Raw genomic sequence first — 18,215 nt, forward strand, 5'->3', positions numbered from 1 at the left:
CGTGACGCCTCGACTGTCGAGAACAACGGTAGCGCAAAACAATTCGAATCCAGGAGCCCGCAGATGACTGAACCGCAATCACCGCATGTGCAGCGAAGACCGGTGTGGCAGCAGAGGCTGCTCGACCGGATCCAGGACTTGTCCGACGACCGCGCCCGGCTGCTGCGCGCAGGCTACGAGACTCCACCGGGGGCCGGGGAATCGTCCATGCTGGCCTGGCGCACACAACTGCTGCAGCTGGCAGCCGACCGCGCCGAAGTCGAAACCCACGCTCACGCGATCGGCATCCCCGACACCGCGATCGCCGCCGCCCGAGCCGCGGGCAGCAGTGGGCGGCGAGCAGACATCAGCCCCAAGCCCGGCACCGACGCGGTCCGTGAGCATGTCATGACCTGGGTGGCCAGCGATGTCTGGCAGATGCAGCACATGGCCGCCCTCGACGTCGCGCGCCGAATGCGCCGGGTGACTGATACACCCTCGTTCGAGCCCGAACCGTGGATGGTGGCCCAGTTCGAGCGCAACCTGAGCGCATTGTGGATCCGGGCCGGCAATATCGCCGACGCGATCGGCCTCACCGTCGATGAATCCGCCGGAATGTGGGCCCGCACCAGCAGCGAGTGGCAGCGACTCCTCGACGCCACCGCACACACCTACGACGCCGACGCAGTCGAGGAACGCTGGCGCGTCTACGCCCGTCCCGGCATCGAGACCAGCGTCGTGCGCGATGCCACCGCCATCACCCTGCGCGTGGATGTCGCCCTGTCCGAGCAGCCGGTGCGCATCCCCGCGCCGCACGCCATGAAGACCGCCGCCGCAGCAGCGTTCCTAACCCATTCCTCCGCCGGCGCTGACGCCGACCCCATCACCGACGCGATCGACCGCGCGCTGCCCGCCGAGGCCGACCACACCCGCTGGGACACACCCACACCCACCGGCCCACCACAGCATCCCGGGCCCGATCACGGGGCCCAGCTATGAGCCACGCCTGCCCACACCCAGATCCACGGACTCCCAGCGGGTTCACCCGCCAGAAGAGGTAACAACCATGACCAACCCCGACCCGGGAGTATCGATGGAGCAGTGGCAGGCGAAGTTGCTGGCCCGCATCGACCGACTGGCACGCACCTACGCGTTGGTGCAGATGCGTGGTTTCGGCGGCTACGACGGTAGTGACGGCACCCCGGAGCAGGAGTGGCGGTCGCATCTGGATGCGTTGGAAGCTGAACGCGAAGCGATCGAACAGCTGGCTATCGAACTCGGCATCCCACACCAATGGGTCGAACGCGCCCGCACCAACGGTGCCGAAGCAGCCCAACTCTCCTCCCCCACAACGGACACCGCGCCCGCGAACCCGAGCCCGGAGGCCGGGATGCCCGAGGTCGCGTCGGCGTCGAAGCAGTTGTTCATCGATATGGCTGTCGTCGATGTGTGGCATGTGCATCGGATGGCGTTGCTGTCGGCGGCGCGCGATGCCCGTCTCAGCGCCGGCCGTTTGGGTTTGGGCGCCGACCCGGTCGCCGATATGCAGTTTCACCGCAACATGAACCTGCACCATCAGCGCGCGGCCGGCCTGTCCGATGCCGCGCAACTGTCGGCGCCCGAGGTCGAAGCCCTGTGGAACAGCCCGCAAGTTCATACCGCGCGTCGGCAGGCTGCCGAGCAGATCAACCGGTGGGATGACCTGCACCTGGAATTCGAATGGCGCCGCTATACCCAGCCCGCCACCGACCCGGTGCTGCCGCCCTACATTCCCGTCGACCCGGACACCGGAACCCCGACCACCCACGCCCAGGCACGCCCACCCGACGCCATCGAATTGATCGCGCGCGCCGCGGCCGCGCTCGGTATCGACCCCGAACGCACCGACCGGCTCCCGATCCACCACGCAACCGCCATCGACATCGCTCTACCCGAAACCACCGCCCGCGACTGGGAGCCGGATCCCGCCACAACACCACCGCCGCCCCCAATGCGACCCGACCTCGGGCCCGAGCCCTGACCACCGCACCCTCATCCCTCGGTGATGGCGCTGGCGCCGACCATCACTCCAGACCGATTCGAACCACCGCGAGGACATCCCGTCACGCCCGGCCCACCGGCTGCGGCCCGCTTCTCGACAAGGCGGAACATGATGTCCGACAACACATTCCCCCCAATGCACGCGCGCGATGTCAGCGCCCCAGACCCGACAGCGAGCCCAACTCGTTTCGATGCCGCGGCCCCTCCTGCGGTGCCGCCGACAGCGTTTCAATCCCGCACCGTTGCTTCCGCGCTGGCAATCCGGTTCGGCCCCGACGATCCCGACGCTGTGCGCGCGACCGCACTACGCGCAGTGCAGGACTCGGTGAAGCGTTACATCGACTGGCAACACCACCCAGCCCCCGGCACCTCGGCTGCCGGTCCCGGCGAGTGGCGGTTGACCGCGATCAACGGCATCGAAGACGACCTGCGTCGCGCCTACCTCGACGCCGTCCGCAGCGGGGTGCCGATCAGCGAGATCGACACCGCCCACGACCTCGGGCTCGCCGGAGTGGGCTGGGACCAGCAACCCGCCCACCGGCTGCTGGGACGGCTCGAACATCTCGCCCACGCACTCACCCTCGCCGAGGCCCGCGCCGGCACCGACCGCGCCCGCATCCGCGAACTCGAAAACGAGCTCGACCACGCCCACACGCGGATCGAAACCCTGTCCGAAGACCTCGCCCACGCCCGCAACACCATCGCCCGCCAGACCGAAGAACTCGTCGACGCCGACTGGCTCACCGGACACCGCCACCACAACACCGAACCCGGCCCACAACCCGCCCGCGCGCTAGCTCAAACCAACGCCGAGTTGGCACTGGCCAACGACATCGACGCCCTCGAACGCACCACCTCGCTCGACACCAGCGGCGGGATAAGCACCGCGATCGACACCGCACTGCCCGGCCAACCCGACTACTGGCCCGACAGCACCGACCCCGACACCGGGCCACCGCCAGGCACGTCGGATCACGGCCCGGAGGTGGCGCCGTGACCGCGCTGGACGAGCCGCTGGGTTTCACCAACCCCGACTACTACCGCGACGCCGCCTCGCATACCGAGCGGCAGCTGCGCGCCGACTTCGCCCGCTACTACCAGCTACGCGAGATCGCACCCTCCGCCGCCACTGCCGAGGCGCGCGCCGAATTCAACTCCCGCGCTGACGAGTTGGCGATCCGCTGGGCGCGTCACGAGTCCGAACACTGGCGCGGCACCTGGGCGGGGCTACAGCGAGTCGTGGCCGGATGGCGCACCCAACCGGAGATCGCGCGCCGCAACTACGACCACATCGCGCGCGCCCGCGCCACCGGCGAGGTAGCGATCGACGACGACATCTGGCGCACCCTGCAACAAGCCCGCCTCATCACCGGGCACGGCACCGGCACGATCACCGGCTCCAACCAAGACGCCGCCCGCCGCTACCCCTACCTGCAACCCAACATGGGCGCCACCCTGGCGCCGACGACGCGAGCGGACACCGAGATCGATCGCCGCACTGCGGTCGAACGCACCCTCGGCGCACCCAGAGACCCGGCAGTTGCGTTGCCTAGCCTCGCGCAGGTCGACGCGGTCATCGCCGACACCGACGCCCTGCTTGAAACCGAGGAAACAGCAGCCGACCTCGACGACGGGCGCGAGGCACGGAAGATGCTGCTGCCCCGCGCAGTTCGCGAGGCGCCGATCTCGGCCGACTACAGCGACACCGAAACATGGCAACGCCGCCACGCCGAGGCCCTGCGAGAAGTACAGGATCTCGCCGCCGAGCACAGCACCATCGCCGACGGGCTCAACGGAGTAGACGACCAAGCCCGTATTGCCCGGCTCGACCGCCTGAGCGCCGCACGCCGCGACGCCCTTGCCATCGGACTCACCGACGCACAGGTACACACCGCCTACACCACTGGCCGCGACGGAACCTACTGGGCCACACAACCGTCCGACCCACAGCTCGGACGCATCGCCCAACTCCTCGAACACCGTGACGCCGCCCGCGCCGCCGCGGACACCTACCGCACCCAGCTCACTCGAACAACAGCCGCGCAGGCCCATGCCAGCGTCACCGCGACTGATACCGCCATGTCGGTCACTCACAGCACGTCGGTCGAGGCTGGCGGTGCCGTGCAGCTTTCGCATTCGGACGTGGGTGCCGGTGCTGCGATCAGCCGCGCGGTCGATACCGCGCTTCCCGACCCGCAGTCCGGCGAATGGTCACCGGCCGTTCTCGAGTCCGCCGCGAAAGAGATTGTCGCTGAGACCGATCGCGAGGTGAGCCTATGAATCGCGTCGGCCGCGGTTATGCACAAGCATTCACAGCGTTGTCCCCAGTCTGGGTGGGGGCGGTGTGATGGCGCGGCAGACGCGGCGCCGCACCACCGGAGGGCTCGGCGAGGAAACCTGGCTGCTGCTGCTAGCTCTCGGTCTCATTGCGTTGGCGCTGCTCGCATGGGCGGCACTGTCGGCCGGAAGCTGGTGCGCCGGACTGCCTATCACCGCCCACCCGGTCGCGGCGCTACTCCAAGTGATGGCTGGCCGGCATCGCTGGCCGTGGCAATCCAGCGCGATCTTCGCGGTAACGCTGGCAGCCATCGGCGCGTTCGCGATCATGTCGCGCGGGCGGTGGGCCGCGATGCGGCGCAACGACATCGACCAGGCGGCACGCACAATGGTCTCCCCGCGACAGATCTCGGCTGCGCGACAGCAAGACAACGCCACCGCCGCCGAGCGGCTTCTCAAAGACGCCCCAGCCGATGTGCGGGCTTTACCGGGGCCGCCGTTGGGTCGCACGGTCGTCGGGGGTGTGGAGTTGTTCGTGCCGGCAGAGATGGGTGTGTTCATCGCGGCCGGGCAGCGTACCGGCAAAACAATGGCATGGGCGATCCCCGCGGTGCTGAGTGCGTGGGGACCGGTGCTGGCGACCTCCAACAAACCGGACCTATACCGGCACACCACTTTCGGGCGCGAACAACGCGGCCGAGTCTGGCTGTGCGATCTCCAGGCGGTGACAGGGCAGGCCGAGTGCGGGTTCTGGGTCGACCTGCTTGCCCGCATCCACACCCTCGCCGCCGCACGCAAGCTGGCCTCGTTCTTCGTATCCGGGGCGTCGGGATCAGCGTCGGAGCGCGCCAACGCCCGCGTCGACTCGTACTTCGATGGCGGCGCTCAAGAACTGCTGGCCCTGTACCTTCTGGCGGCCGCGTGTGTCGACGGCGACCTGCTCCACGTTGCCGAATGGCTGTCCAGCGATCAAGACCAGACACCCATCCTGATCCTGCGCCACCACCATCACGTCCGTGCGGCGCAACGGGTCTCGGACGCGCAAGGCCTGTACGCGCGCCAGAGGGACGGTTTGTACGACATGGCGCGCAGGTTCTTGAACGTGCTCTCCGACGAGGCCTACGCCACCATGATCACTCCGCCCGCCCGCAAACGCATCAGCGTCTACGAAACCAGCGACGCGATCGTCATCGACACCGCGCTGGCACCGACGACACACGACCTGCCCGAATTCAAACCCGCGGACTTCGTCACCAGCAACGACACCCTGTTCGCGTTGTCGATGACCGGACCGGACTCCGCCGCCGCCCTCACCGCCGCACTCGTCGGCCAAATCCTGGAATCCGCGCTGACATTCGCCCGCGCACGCCCCGACGGCCGCCTAGCGGTGCCTCTGCTGGCGGTCCTCGACGAAGCGGCAAACTGCGCGCTCATCGACGCGCTGCCCAGCTACTACACCTACGCCGCCGGGTGCGGGGTCATCCTGCTGACCATCGTGCAAGTCCTCGAACAAGCCGAAGATCTCTGGGGCGCAAACGGTCTCACTGTCATCCGCGCCCAATCGATCGAAATCTACGGCGGCAACATAGCCACCCCCACCTACCTGGAACAGTGGGCGCGACTCGTCGACGACCACGACGTCGCCGATCATTCACGCTCGACCGGCCCGGGAGGCACCAACCGCAGCACCAGCTGGCGCGCCGAACCCATCCTCAGCGTCGCCAAACTCGCACGCCTACCCAAGGACCGCGCACTGGTCCGCCTCCCCGGCCACGAACCGGTCCTGATCGAAAAACAATTCTGGTGGAACAACCCCACCCTCGCCCCACTCGTCACCCGCTCCCTGGCCCGCTACAGCAACCCACCCACACCACCCGCGAGGCCGGACAACGCCGGTGGCGCAGCAGGAGTCGAACTATGACCACACCAGCGACACCGGGCACTTCACGGCAGCCGCGCAAAGCATCGGTTCCCGCCTACCCGGACTTCGTCACCTTCGCCGAGCAATGGCTGTTTCCATTCATCACCGTCCGCCTCGCCGAAGCCAACCGCGAACACACCTGGACCTGGTGCAGCCAGTGGTGGCGCCACCGCGCAGTCTCCGTCCGCATCGCCTGCATGCACCGCGCCTTCGAAGCCATGCGCACAGACAAGAACGCCGCCGGCCTGTCGACCCTCCTGCTGCACCACCTCGATCACCACTTCCACGTAATCCTCGACGCGGCCAACGGCCCACTGCACCGCTGCACCCGCACCAAACACATCGGGCTGCCGTCACTGTCCTACGACCCAGTGCCTCCGGGATGGTTCACCCCCACAAGCAAATCCGACACCGAGTCCAGTGCCAGAAAGCCGTTCCGGTTCGGCCACTACGCCGACTTCGTGGAGCAATGGCTGCTGCCGGTCACCGCCGTCCGCATCGCCGCCAACCACCGCGAAGACCAATACACTTGGTGCCGACGATGGTGGGACCACCGCAGCATCGCCGTACGCTTCGCCGCCCTGCACGTCGTGTTCGAAGCCGCTCGCATCGCTGAGGACGGCTCGGCTATGTCGACGCTGTTCGTCTCACACATCGACCCACACTTCCGATACATCCTCGACGCCGCGAACGGACCCCTGCACCGCTGCACGCCCGACCACCACACACCCGAAACCGGACTACCCACAGCCGACGTTGCGACCAACTGGTTCACCCCACCCGGAAACTCCACCCCTGTAGAAGAACTCGGATTCGGTCCAGACTTTCGGCACCGCGGACAACAGCAGTGAATGCGTGGTTGGCCACAGCTCTGGTTCCTGGTGTAACGCTGGTGCTCGAGTTCGGCCTCGACGGGTGGGAGCCGTAACCGCGGCGACGGAAAGCGAAACGGCTCCGTCGGATCCAAGCCGCGATAGGGCCGGGCGGGGCGTTCCAGTTGCAACAGGATGAGTCTCGTCGTTGTCACGCTGCCGTTGGGAACTGTGCGAGATCGAACTCGCCATTTCGGACACCGCTCATAAACGCATCGAACTCGTCGCAATCGAAGTGGAGAGCGACACCGGTGTTCCGCGAATGAGCAGCATGGTGGGCAGTGAACGTGTACTGCCCCGCCGGTGACTGCTGGATGCGTATGCATTGCCCATCGGTGCGTCCAGCGCGGAGCGCTTCCTGAAATGCATCGAACTGCTCGTCCGAGACGACCAGGGTCTGACCCGGGGGAAGCGGTGCGCCTCGATCGGTCTCGGGCGTTGCGAGTTTGTCGTCCCAGATTACGGTCCAGCCATTCTTCCGGCCTATCCGCACGCATGAGTTCCCACCCGCGCTGCGCGCTGCTTTGACGCAGTCGCGGGCGGTGAAGATGGGGAGCATTTCGGTTCCTCTCGTTATAACTCTGTTCAGCCTGTATAGCCTCAATCCTCGCGATTCGGGCGATTACGGTCGTCGTCCGACTGCGGCGAAATTGCATGGGCGCGCGGGATCGTCCCGGTCTACAGGGCCGTCTGGCTGCCAGTCCGTGGCGTAGGTGACACCTGGAGGGGATATCACGGTGAAGCCGTCGAAGAATCTGGTGAAGGTGGCACGGTCTCGCAGGTGGACCGGATCCGATGTGGCTTGGTAGAGAGCCGCCGCGGCGGCGACTTGTTTCTTGGTGTGTTCGTCGGCGTCTTCGAGGGAGACGTGGGTGGCGGCGAAGTAGCTTCCGCGTGGGAGTCGGTCTCGGATGTCGGCGACCAGCCGGTGAGGGTCGCTGGCGTCGGGAACGAAGGGGAGGACGGAGACGATGAGCAGGCCAACGGGCTCGTCGGTGTTGAGTAGCCGGCGTGAGTCTGGGTGGTCGATGATGCTGGCGGGGTCGCTCAAATCGCCTTCGACGATCGCCGTCTTTTCCAGGGAGTTCTCTCGCCGCAGAAGTTGATGTGCGCGCACGACTGCATCAAGGTCTTTGTCGACGTAGACGACGCGAGCGTCTGGCGCGATGTCTCGTGCGACTTCGTGTGTGTTGCCGCCGGTCGGTAAGCCTGAGCCGATATCGAGGAATTGGCGTATGCCTTTTGCGGCCATGAACCTGACGGCTCGGGCGAGAAAGGCACGGTTGTGCAGTGCCCAGGTGTGCAGGAACGGCAGTTCGTCGTACACCTTGTCGGCGAAGATCTGGTCGTTGCGGTAGACCGGCTCACCGGTGAGGTAGTAGTGGTACAGACGCGCCGATGTCGGTGTGCCTGTGTCGACTTCCCTGGCCCGAAAGTCATACTCGGCCATGGGTTCCCCTTCGTAGATGGTGTTATGAAGTCCGGAGTTGGACGGTTCGTGCGATGTGGTCGATGAACTCTCGCGAGTCCTCGCTGCTGAGTGCCGCGGCACTGAGTCGGACGAACAAGGCTTCGCGGGCGCCGACCGGCGGTTTGTCGAGGATGTAGCGGATTTCCCCGAGAGCTTCTACGACCGCGAGTTCGAGGTCGCCGGCCGCGCCGGGTGAAGGGACGCGGATGAGCGTGAAGCGATCCTCCATCCCGCCGCCCTCGACGGGGGTGTTGAACGGCATGATCTGGATCAGGATGTTGGGGCGCTGGGACAGATCGATCAGGTGATGGAGCTGGTCGATCATTACGTGGCCCTTGGGGTCACCGTGGCGGCGCCGCAAGCAGGATTCGGAGAGCACGGCGTGGAACTCCGGGGCCTCGGCCTTCACGAGGTTTCGCTGGCGCTCGAGCCGTGCCTGCACCCAGTCTTCAACGGTGACGCCGGTGTGGGCGTCCGACATGTTCGCATGTAGTGCTCGGACGTAGGACTCGCTTTGTAGCAGGCCCGGGATGATCTCGGATTCTGTGATCCGGAGCCGGTTTGCCTGTTCTTCGAGGTCCACGAGGAGTCGAAGCTCCTCCCAGTAGACCCGGCGATGTCCGGTCGTCCAGAAGCCGCGTCGATATTTGTCTCGCCGCAGCTCGAGCAGGCTCTGGATGTAGTGCTCGTCGGAGAATCCCAGCTGCTTCGCCAGCAGCTGGAGGTCACCGGCCGAGATGCGACCTGTACCGGCGATCAGGCTGTTGATACGGGATTGGCCGACCTCGATGATCTGTCCCGCCTCGGCTTGGCTCTTGCCGGAGGCGCGAATCATGTAGTTGATCTCGCGTCCGAGTAGAAGTCCCCGGGCGGTCCGCGTTGCCATGGGTACTACCGTAGCCGCCGTTTCGATATCCCCGATTCGGTTCCTGAATTCTGATTATCAGCTTATGGTTATCGGAACAGCGACACCGCCGCTCGCGCGGCAACGAGGGCGGACTCGAGGGAGGTGGTGACGATCGACGGCAAGGAGATCAGGACAGCACGCGCCCGCCGTGGCTGGTCTCAAGCTCAGTTGATCGCCGCCCTGCGCGCCCACGCGAGCCAGCAGGGAATCGCTCTCATGTCCCCCCACAGCCTCCGAATCGCGTTGTCGCGCTGGGAAAATGGCCGGCACACGCCGGATACTCTGTATGCCCGATTGCTGCGGCAAGTGCTCGGCATGCCAACCGCTACCGTCGACCCCGCCCGTGGTGACACTCTGTTCGAGGTGCTGCTGAACCACACCAACAGCCTGCGCATGCTCGATCGACGCTTCGGCGCTCCCGCGGCCCGTCTCCAAACGGCTGCGCACGTCACCGCACTGGATGCGATGTGGCACAGCAGCAAAGGAGCGGATCGATTGGTGATCGCTCGTGCACAGGCAGATGCTGCGGCACTGGCTGCGTGGCAGGATTTCGACGTGGGCGACACAGTTGCGGCCGCCGCGCACTACAAAGAAGCTCGAACCGCTGCATTGCGCGCAGAGGATCCAATCCTGTTGGCCCACACGATCGGTGAGGAAGCGGTGATGCTCGCCGAAACAGGACACGCCGAAAAAGGGCAGGCCGCCGCGGCGCTGGCACAGGTTTCTCAGGCGGAACGCATACCTGGACTGCCTCCGCTGCTCCGCTCGTGGCTGTCGGCCACCGGTGCCCAGGTGGCGACCTATTGCCCCGGTCATGCTTCGACAGCGCGTGAGGCACTGGCGGCTGCGGAAGCCCTGCTGCCGTCCGACGACTCTTGTGACGACGACGAAATGCCGTTCATAGCCCACAACGAAACACATCTATCTCGCTGGGCTGGTCATATTCTTGCTCGGCTCGGTGATCCTGCCGCTGCAACGCTCACTCGCGACTCCATGCAGGTGATCCCCGAGGACTTCGTCAGGGCACGATGTGCCCAGCAGCTCGATCTTGCCCAGGCAGCAATCAACGCCGGCCGACGAGAAGAGGCGGTGTCGCTGCTCTCGGCCACAGCCGACCATATCGGTGACCTGGGGTCAGGACGTCTCCGTCGCCGGCACGACTCGCTCCAGCTCCGAACCCGAAAGCTCCTGGCCGCCAGCTGAATTCGTTGCTGCTGCCAGCATCCCGACCGCCGTGCCCGTTCCGAGAAGTTGCCCTGTCGCCAATAACTCGGCGGTTCTACGCAGCGGTACCCATACGAGCTGTCCCGCCTCCTCTGCGTCTGCTGGCGCTGCAACTTGTTGTGGCCCGTATCCGAGGAAGATGTAATGCGGTGTCTGTACCAGGCCGGGCATCGGCTCGAGTTCCGCGACGAGGGTCAGTCGCTCGACGGTGAACCCAGTCTCTTCCAATAGCTCTCGACGCGCGCACGATTCGTGTTCCTCACCTGAATCCACGATGCCGCCCGGCGACTCGTAGCCGATCGTGTCGACGATCCACCGGTGGCGTTGTAGCAGCAGAGCTCGGCCGTGATCGTCGATGGCGGTGACGATCGCGACGGGATTCAGGCGCACCGCGTGGTGATGCCGATCGACTCCATCAGGCGTCGTGATGTGGTGGCGTTCCACCGACAACCATGGTCGGCCGTCATATACCAGCTTTCCGGAGTGAACCGTGGTGCGCGGGGGGCGATCAGTCATTGCCTCACGGTACCGGCGGGTCGATTGTTTGCTGAACGGCGAATTCGTTTGCTGGTTGCTACGGGTTGCTACGTTCCCAACGCACAGCATTACCGCCACGCTGGACTTATGTCCTGGTTGAGAGGCAAGCCGGTAGCACGAGGCGCCGCGCTTCGACGGCGCGATCAACGCAACAGGATTGTCAACGGCCGCGTCATCGTCTCCGAAATCAACCACGGCGCACCCAGCCATTCAGCAGCATCGGGCGGCGCGGTTCGTGATGAACCTGCACTGAGCCCATCAGCCGCGCGGGAAGCCGTGAACCAACAGGGGGATGTGCCGCCGGAGCTGTGGACACAAGCTGCTGCCCTTTTGTCGGCGGATGTCGACGATGTCTAGTCAGTGTGCCGCTGGAGGCCAGCGGATCCGGGGCCTGAACGGCGTCAAGCAGACGGAGGCCCCCGACGGGCGCGCGGTCACTCGCTACTGGGTGGCGTTGACCGATGCTGCTGGTTTCGAGTCGGCGGTGATCCGGAGGCCGGTATGACCATCGTGCGGGCGTACGGGATCGTGCGCAGCGACTTGTCCGGGGATGACACCGAGCTGGATGCCGCGCGGGTTCGAGACCTATCGGGGCGGCATGGATTCGATCTGTGCGCAGTGCGGATTGAGCATGGTGATGCCGACTTCGGGTTGTTGCTGGCGACGTTGGCGCCTTCGCACATCACCGCGCTGATCGTGCCGACGGTCGCGCATTTGACTGGGTGGCTGGATGCGGTGCGGCAGGACGCGGCCGTGTGGACTTTGCGGCCCGCGGGCTGCTGGCCGCGGTTGGATGCGCCTGGCGCGGTCGCGGAGTTCGTTCCGTCGGGGTCAGCGTGAGTGCCAGGGTGCGGCTGAGATGGCCGCTGGGCGGTGCGCCGACGGGTGGCGAGGAATACCGGGGAACCGGCTCACGATTTGAGACCGATTGCAGCACAGCGGAATCCTGTGTCGTCATCGCACATGAGGTGATTGGCGTCGTTGAACGCCGCTGGTCGGGCGGCTTCGAGCAGGCTGCTGAAGGACGAGCCTTTGAGTTCGAACCGCCCGGGGCTGGATTCGGTCGACAGCCATTCCCAGACGTTGCCGCAGAGATCGAACACGCCGTAGGGGCTGACCGAGGACTTGAAACAGTCGACTGGTGTGGTGGCGCCAGGTTGGTCGAAGACTTTGCAGTTGCACTTGGCCGGGGTGACCTGATTGCCCCACGGCCAGGTGGCGCCGGAGGTACCGCGGGCGGCTTTCTCCCACTGCTGCGCTGTGGGCAACAGTTTGTGGGCCCAGCGGGCGTAGGCGGTGGCGTCGTCGTGGGTCACCCACACGACGGGGTGATCGGCGAGGTCGGCGGGCGGCCGGCCGTTGCCCCAGTGCCGTGGCGCCGTGTGTCCGGTGGCTGTGACGAACACCGCGTAGTCGGCGTTGGTGACCGGGTAGGTGTCGATGTGGAATCCGGCAAGCCAGACCGGCTGGTCCATGGGGCCGGACAGGTAGACGCCTTCGGGGATCCAGGTCATGGAGCGGCCGTCGACGGGGTGGCGGATGCGGTCGGGCTGGATCAGCTGGTCGGTGTCGGGGGAGTCGCCTATCGCGTCGGCGGGCACTTGGGCAAGGAATCGCGTCAGCTCGTCGGGTTTGAGCCGGGACAGCGAGGTGTCGAGAGCAGCCTGATTGGCCGGCCGCGGCGTGATGGCGGCTCGCTTGGCCTCCCAATAGGAGACCTGACGTTCGGTGACGCCGAGGTGGGCGGCGAATTCGTTCAACGACATTCGCCGGGCGTCGCGCAGCGCGGCTACTTCAGCTCCCGTCCACGGCCGAACCAGGCTTTTCATCGACAGCGTCGCCCCTTCTCGTTCTGGTGGCGTCCGAGCCTACTGGGAGCCGGGGGCGGCGTTGTGTTAGATCCGTTGCGGCGGAATGGATTTGTAAGCTTCCTGGAGGACCGTCACTGCTTCGTGCTCGGGCCATTTCGTGTCGTCGATGCAGGACACGGCGCGTACGCCGGTCGCGGCGTTGGTGGCGACGACGGCGGCGTAGTCGCCGAGCTGGGCGAGGGTGACGCGCTCGTTCACCACGTCTTCGTCGAGAACCTGGTTGAGCAGCCGCATGGTGGTGCCGGGGAGGACTTCGGCGCGCGGCCAGATGAGACGTCCTTCGCCGGTGATGAATCCAATATTGCTGGTGGCGATTTCGCTGATCGAGCCGTCACCGGAGGTGAACACGACGTCATCGAAGCCCTGGCGCTGCGCGGCTGCGCGTTGGTGCAGGGCACCGAACAGACCAATGTGCTTGACCCGCGGCAGATCTCGCGCGTACACGACCGATTGCAGCCGCAGCGGGGCCGCCGGCCCGGCCGGTGCGTGCCGAGTCGAGACCAGCACGTGCGGCTCCGCGGGGGCGCCGGGCTTGGACAGCTCAATGCCCGGATCGTAGATGGTCACTCGGACGACTACCGGCCCGTCGGCGTCGCGGATGGCGTGCCGCACGTGGGCACGGACACGATCGGGATCGAGTTCGGCGTTGAAAACGGTACGGCTGTCGCGGATCAGCCGATCGAGATGCATTTCAAGTCCACGAACCGCGCCGCCTTCCTCGACCCGCATCGAGGTGAAGTGGCCGAGTCCGACCAGCGCCAGCGGCGCCAGAGCCTCGACGGTGACCGGCACGCCGTTGAGTTCCATCATGGGCCCAGTGTCCCACCGGCTAACCGGTGCGCAGCAAGCGCCCAGGCGCGAAATTCGGTGAAAATTCAGTGCAGTTCAGTGGTAATGCAGTTCCGGCTCACACCGGTTGCGCCAATGCTGAAGTGCATGGAAATCGCGGAGCGTGACGCCCGGGAGGCGATATGACCACCCGCGCGCTCGTCAGTGATGACGTCCTCCCGGACTGGCACCAGCTGTGGGCAGCGGTGCGCGGCGATCGCGGGCCGGGTACACATCCGGTGACCGCCCTCGCTTCCGACTTGGCGCGAACGCCCCGGAACGCGCTCGGGAGGGACAGCTCGCTTGTCGCTCGCCGCCGTCTGGAGCTGATCTGGGCGATCGATGCGTGGGCGGCGCAGCACCTTCGCGACACTGACCAGCGGGTCTCTATCGGCGCCTACACCGACAAGTTCGCCGCGGCCGCGGTCGCCGCCGATGACGCGGTTCGACGCGAAGGCGCGACGGGCGATGCGCGGCATGAGGTCTTCACCGAGGCGGCCCGGTGGGCGGCCGGCTGGACCGAGATCGTCGATAGAGCGGCGCCACGTACCTACCGGGCGGGTGCTGGATGACCAACGACACCCGCGCGAGCCCTGCGACAGGCCATGGTGGTCGTCGGCTTTCGGATCGCCCGTGCTTCTTCACATCGATTGTTCTTCTTGCCATTCCATGAATTCGTTGATGGAGGTTTCGTGACAACAGCAACTGTGCCGCCGCAGCTCGATGTCGGCGAGGAATCTCACCCACAGCCGGGTGCGGGTAGGACGCTGGAGACCGGTGAGTCCTTCGCGGAGTGCAAGCGCCGATACGAACAGCTGTACGGCCCGGCCCATCTCGACACCACCTATAAAGCGATCACGGTTCGTGCGCACCGCTTCACGGCGCTGATGGTGAGCGGCGAGATCGCAGACGCTGTCGCGGAAGCCTTGCCGCGGCGGCCGTTGCCGGTCTTCGAGCTACGCGAGGGTGTTCGGGTCGTGATGACTGCGCCTCCGGCGCCGGATGACGACCTGCGCAGGTGTAAGGCCATCCTGTACGACGCTCACGTAGCGATTGCCGGGCACGGGGCGGAGTTGGCGTTGCCGACGCCGGGCAACGAGTCCCGCACCTGGCTGGCCGGCCTGCCGGTGGATTCCTGGTTGCCGTCCTACCGCGAGGTCGTCGAGACGATCGCCGCGAAGACTGGCCGCATTCGATTACCGGCGGCCTAGCAATGAGCCGCCGCGTTTTGGGCGGCGGCGGTATCGACTTGAGCATTTTGACCAGGGTGCGGCGGTAGCCGTCTCCTCCGGTTGCCGCGTCACTGTGCGCCGAACGATCTCATCAACACATCGGCTGTTGCGCGCAGATTTCTTTTCCCTCAACACGTTTGGAGTATTTCTGTGTCCACGCCATCCACCGGCCCCGGCCGGTGCCCGATCGAGCACGGCCCGCCACTGGGGAGCGCTCCGCCTTTTCCGATCGCTGGGCAGCAGTTCGCCGCGGATCCACACGCCGCGTTCCGGGACATGCGGTCGTGGCACTCGCATCTGGTCCCAGTCGATGTAGGTGTGTCGGCAACGCTGGTGATCAACTACCGGCTCGGGCTGGAAGTCCTCAACGATGAAGATCGCTATCCCACCGAGCCGGTAGCGGGATCGCCGGCGCTGACCCTCCCCGGGTCTCGCCGCGACGCCCTGCATACCCGTGGTGATGATCGTCGGCGGCTTCGCCGCGCGATCGTGGACAGTCTTGCCCGGGTCGACATGCTGGCGTTGGAGACGAGGGCTGCCCGCAGTGCGGTGGGGCTCGTCAACAGTTTCTGCGAGGCCGGTGAGACGGATGTGGTGGGCTGTTTCGCCATTCCTCTGGTGGCCGAGGCACTGCATGGTGTTTTCGGCTTTGCGCCAGAGGTCGGCGGAAAGATCATCGACGCGCTGCTGATGGTGCAGTCCGCCGATCCCGCTTCCGCTGTCCGGGGCCGGACGATGCTGCGCGAAGTGGTGATCAACACGGTGCAGGGCAAACGTGCGTACCGGGACGCCGATGTCACCTCGTGGCTGATGGAGCACCCTGCCGGCCTGGCGGACGAAGAGATCGTCGAGCAGCTGCTGTTGTTGTGTGAGTTCATCGCGCCGACCTGGGCGTTGATCAGCAACGCGGTGCTGCTGGTGATGACCGACGAACGATTCGGCGGCGATGTGCTCGGGGGAGCGTTGTCGGGGCAGGACGCCATCGATGAAGTGCTGCACAAGAATCCGCCGGTAGCTGTCGCGGCGCCACGGTTCCCGCGGCAGATGCAGGTCCTCGACAACATCGGCACGCTGCCGGAAAACTGGCCGCTTCTGGTCGGGCTGGCGGCCTGCAACGCCGATCCCGCGGTGATGGGCGAGGACCGCAGAGGTAACCGCGCGCATTTGGCGTTCGGCGCCGGGGTGCACATGTGCCCGGCCGAGCCGATCGCGACGTTGATCGCACGCTCGGCGTTAGACCAGCTGCTGGATGCACTACCGGATCTCGAGCTCGCCGTGCCCGCCAACCACCTTGTATGGGTGCGTGACCCGTTCAGCCGGTCTCTGGTCTCGCTTCCCGTGCGGTTCCCGCCCTCGAAGACCTTCCCGCTTCCATAGAAGGCGTTGATGATGCAGCAACAGCCCGCGGTAGTCAGTGCCGCGTCCATCCCGATCGAAAAGGTCGGGCCCAGAATCAATTTGCACACGCCGGAATTCGCCGCCAACCCGCACGAAACCTACCGCTACATGCGAGACAACTACGGGCCGCTAGTGCCGGTGCTGCTCGCACCAGAGGTGCCGGCGACCCTGGTGATCAGCTGGCACACAGCCAGATACATCCTCGGCGACGACGTTCGTTTCCCCGCAGACCCGCGCGCGTGGCAGGACGGAGTGGCCGACGACTGCCCGATCAAACCGATGATGCTGTGGCGGCCCAACGTGCTGCACGCCGTGGGCGCCACCCATTCTCGTCTGCGCAAGGCGATCAACGACGCCCTGGCCGGTGTCGATCCGCACGCGGTGCGCCAAGAAGTGATCTGGAGATCGGAAGACCTGATCGACAGGTTCTGCCAACGCGGGCGCGCAGACGTCCTCAGCGACTTCGCGTATCCGATGGTGTTCGGGGTCCTCAACAATTTGATTGGTTGCTCGGACGACACCGGTGCTCAGGTGGCCGATGCGATGGCGCGAATGTTCAACGCCACCGACGACACCGAGACCGTCGAACAGGACCTGGCACGGGCACTCGGCCAGGTCGTCCGGCGCAAGAGGATCCACCCCGGCAACGACATCACCACGCGCCTGCTGGCATTCCCCACCGTCCCGAGCGAGCACATGCCGCTGTCGGACGAAGAGACCATCCACCAACTGGTCCTGCTCTATGGAGCAGCTATCGAACCGACGGTCAACCTGATCGCCAACACGGTGCTGCACATGATCACCGATCCCCGATTCACCTCCAGCACAACGAACGTCAGCTCGACGATCGCCGATGCGATAGACGACGTGCTGTTCTTCGACCCGCCGATGGCGAACTTCTGCCTTACCTTTCCACCCGGCCCCACCGTCGTCGAAACCCAGCCGGACGGGCAGCGCATCTGGTTGCCAGCGAACGAGCCCGTCATCATCAGCCTCGCTGCCTGCAACAACGATCCACGCATACAGAAGAACCGGACGGTCAACGACTCGCACCTGGGCTGGAGCACCGGGCGACATGCGTGTCCCAAGGATGCGCGAGACCTCACGAAACTCATCGCCCACACAGGCACAGAGTGGCTGCTCGACGCCGTTCCTGACCTCGTCCCGGTCAATCGTGAACCGGTCTGGCGCCCGGGTCCCTTCCACCGCGCAATGGCCGGATTCCCGGTCGAGTTCCTGCCTGTACCCCCGATGCACCCCACTACCCGGAGGCCATCATGACCGCTGAAGAATCCCTGACGGCCCGCCTCGACCCCGCCGGCGTCGGCATGACGCGCGAGACCGTCGACTCTTTCGTCGACACTCTCACGTTGACCTCCTCGCAGGCGTGGACTTTGTGTGACATCCTTCCGCCCGCCGAACAGCTGGACCACCAGTGGTGGGACAACGCGCCCGCACAGCTGGCGGCCGTAGTTCGTGCCAGAGCCCGCGAGCCGCATCACGGTGAGCGGTGGGGAGTCGATCACGCCGATCTCGCCGAGGTCTGCGAAAACCTCCCTGCCCCACACGCAGTGGCGCTTGTAGACGCCATCGTGCGGGCCAGGTCCGTGCCCGGGGATTACGTCGAGGCGCTGCGCGCGGTCGGGCTGCTGCGCTGA

20 protein-coding genes are annotated in these 18,215 nt (G+C 65.9%); 14 read left to right on the forward strand and 6 right to left on the reverse strand.

All coding sequences use genetic code 11. The annotated features are described in order from the left end of the window. Positions 1–63: 63 nt before the first annotated feature. The 6 genes from A5789_RS26230 (at position 64) to A5789_RS26255 (ending at position 7,068) form a co-directional block, all read left to right on the forward strand. Positions 64–978 (forward strand): hypothetical protein, encoded by a 915-nt coding sequence (locus tag A5789_RS26230; RefSeq protein ID WP_064904269.1) that lies wholly within the window; start codon positions 64–66, stop codon positions 976–978. Positions 979–1,045: 67 nt separating this feature from the next. After that, a complete protein-coding gene (locus tag A5789_RS26235) occupies positions 1,046–1,999 on the forward strand; it encodes a hypothetical protein (RefSeq protein ID WP_155525941.1) in 954 nt (317 codons plus the stop codon). A gap of 345 nt (positions 2,000–2,344) precedes the next feature. Continuing rightward, positions 2,345–3,016, forward strand: coding sequence for a hypothetical protein (locus tag A5789_RS26240; protein WP_155525942.1), 672 nt, complete (start codon positions 2,345–2,347; stop codon positions 3,014–3,016). Then, complete coding sequence (locus A5789_RS26245; RefSeq protein WP_064904276.1) at positions 3,013–4,299, forward strand: hypothetical protein; 1,287 nt, start codon at positions 3,013–3,015, stop codon at positions 4,297–4,299. The genes A5789_RS26240 and A5789_RS26245 overlap by 4 nt, the downstream gene beginning before the upstream one ends. 67 nt (positions 4,300–4,366) lie before the next feature. Further along, positions 4,367–6,217, forward strand: coding sequence for a type IV secretory system conjugative DNA transfer family protein (locus A5789_RS26250; protein WP_064923609.1), 1,851 nt, complete (start codon positions 4,367–4,369; stop codon positions 6,215–6,217). Further along, positions 6,214–7,068 carry a DUF4913 domain-containing protein gene (locus tag A5789_RS26255; RefSeq protein ID WP_064902544.1) on the forward strand — a complete coding sequence of 285 codons (855 nt, stop codon included), beginning with the start codon at positions 6,214–6,216 and terminating at the stop codon, positions 7,066–7,068. Before A5789_RS26250 ends, A5789_RS26255 begins: the two co-directional genes overlap by 4 nt. Before the next feature lie 172 nt (positions 7,069–7,240). On the opposite strand, the gene A5789_RS26260 is transcribed toward A5789_RS26255, so the two are convergent. The 3 genes from A5789_RS26260 to A5789_RS26270 all read right to left on the reverse strand — a co-directional run bounded on the left by A5789_RS26260 (position 7,241) and on the right by A5789_RS26270 (position 9,395). After that, entirely contained in the window at positions 7,241–7,648 is a 408-nt protein-coding gene (locus A5789_RS26260) for a hypothetical protein (protein WP_064902545.1), read from the reverse strand. A 63-nt stretch (positions 7,649–7,711) separates the two neighbouring features. Beyond that, the gene (locus A5789_RS26265) at positions 7,712–8,539 is read right to left on the reverse strand and encodes an SAM-dependent methyltransferase (protein WP_064902546.1); all 828 of its coding nucleotides are present in this window, start codon (positions 8,537–8,539) and stop codon (positions 7,712–7,714) included. 22 nt (positions 8,540–8,561) lie between these two features. Then, a complete protein-coding gene (locus A5789_RS26270) occupies positions 8,562–9,395 on the reverse strand; it encodes a helix-turn-helix transcriptional regulator (RefSeq protein WP_231956661.1) in 834 nt (277 codons plus the stop codon). A gap of 177 nt (positions 9,396–9,572) precedes the next feature. On the opposite strand from A5789_RS26270, the gene A5789_RS26275 reads away from it, so the two are divergent. After that, positions 9,573–10,670, forward strand: coding sequence for a helix-turn-helix transcriptional regulator (locus A5789_RS26275; protein ID WP_155525943.1), 1,098 nt, complete (start codon positions 9,573–9,575; stop codon positions 10,668–10,670). Here A5789_RS26275 and A5789_RS35990 read toward each other — a convergent pair. Then, positions 10,602–11,135, reverse strand: coding sequence for an NUDIX hydrolase (locus tag A5789_RS35990; RefSeq protein ID WP_231953326.1), 534 nt, complete (start codon positions 11,133–11,135; stop codon positions 10,602–10,604). The genes A5789_RS26275 and A5789_RS35990 overlap by 69 nt on opposite strands. A gap of 180 nt (positions 11,136–11,315) precedes the next feature. Here A5789_RS35990 and A5789_RS37470 point away from each other — a divergent pair, with 180 nt between their 5' ends. Together A5789_RS37470 and A5789_RS26280 are read left to right on the forward strand one after the other, a co-directional pair. Further along, positions 11,316–11,585, forward strand: coding sequence for a hypothetical protein (locus tag A5789_RS37470; RefSeq protein WP_193615621.1), 270 nt, complete (start codon positions 11,316–11,318; stop codon positions 11,583–11,585). 144 nt (positions 11,586–11,729) lie between these two features. Further along, on the forward strand, positions 11,730–12,068 hold the full coding sequence (locus tag A5789_RS26280) for a hypothetical protein (RefSeq protein ID WP_064902549.1): 339 nt from the start codon (positions 11,730–11,732) through the stop codon (positions 12,066–12,068). A 71-nt stretch (positions 12,069–12,139) separates the two neighbouring features. Here A5789_RS26280 and A5789_RS26285 read toward each other — a convergent pair whose 3' ends face one another. Together A5789_RS26285 and A5789_RS26290 are read right to left on the reverse strand one after the other, a co-directional pair. Continuing rightward, the gene (locus A5789_RS26285; protein WP_197516741.1) at positions 12,140–13,057 is read right to left on the reverse strand and encodes an SUMF1/EgtB/PvdO family nonheme iron enzyme; all 918 of its coding nucleotides are present in this window, start codon (positions 13,055–13,057) and stop codon (positions 12,140–12,142) included. A gap of 66 nt (positions 13,058–13,123) precedes the next feature. Continuing rightward, positions 13,124–13,909: an aminotransferase class IV family protein gene (locus A5789_RS26290; RefSeq protein ID WP_193615622.1), complete on the reverse strand. Its 786-nt coding sequence runs from the start codon at positions 13,907–13,909 to the stop codon at positions 13,124–13,126. A 161-nt stretch (positions 13,910–14,070) separates the two neighbouring features. Here A5789_RS26290 and A5789_RS26295 point away from each other — a divergent pair, with 161 nt between their 5' ends. The 5 genes from A5789_RS26295 (at position 14,071) to A5789_RS26315 (ending at position 18,215) form a co-directional block, all read left to right on the forward strand. Beyond that, entirely contained in the window at positions 14,071–14,499 is a 429-nt protein-coding gene (locus A5789_RS26295; RefSeq protein ID WP_064902551.1) for a hypothetical protein, read from the forward strand. A 120-nt stretch (positions 14,500–14,619) separates the two neighbouring features. Next, on the forward strand, positions 14,620–15,138 hold the full coding sequence (locus A5789_RS26300; RefSeq protein WP_155525944.1) for a hypothetical protein: 519 nt from the start codon (positions 14,620–14,622) through the stop codon (positions 15,136–15,138). A 339-nt stretch (positions 15,139–15,477) separates the two neighbouring features. After that, on the forward strand, positions 15,478–16,536 hold the full coding sequence (locus tag A5789_RS26305) for a cytochrome P450 (RefSeq protein ID WP_082940973.1): 1,059 nt from the start codon (positions 15,478–15,480) through the stop codon (positions 16,534–16,536). A gap of 9 nt (positions 16,537–16,545) precedes the next feature. Continuing rightward, the gene (locus A5789_RS26310) at positions 16,546–17,838 is read left to right on the forward strand and encodes a cytochrome P450 (protein WP_227463186.1); all 1,293 of its coding nucleotides are present in this window, start codon (positions 16,546–16,548) and stop codon (positions 17,836–17,838) included. Next, a complete protein-coding gene (locus A5789_RS26315; RefSeq protein WP_064902553.1) occupies positions 17,835–18,215 on the forward strand; it encodes a hypothetical protein in 381 nt (126 codons plus the stop codon). Before A5789_RS26310 ends, A5789_RS26315 begins: the two co-directional genes overlap by 4 nt.

This window comes from Nocardia sp. 852002-51101_SCH5132738 (assembly GCF_001665695.1).
Classification (GTDB): domain Bacteria; phylum Actinomycetota; class Actinomycetes; order Mycobacteriales; family Mycobacteriaceae; genus Nocardia; species Nocardia nova.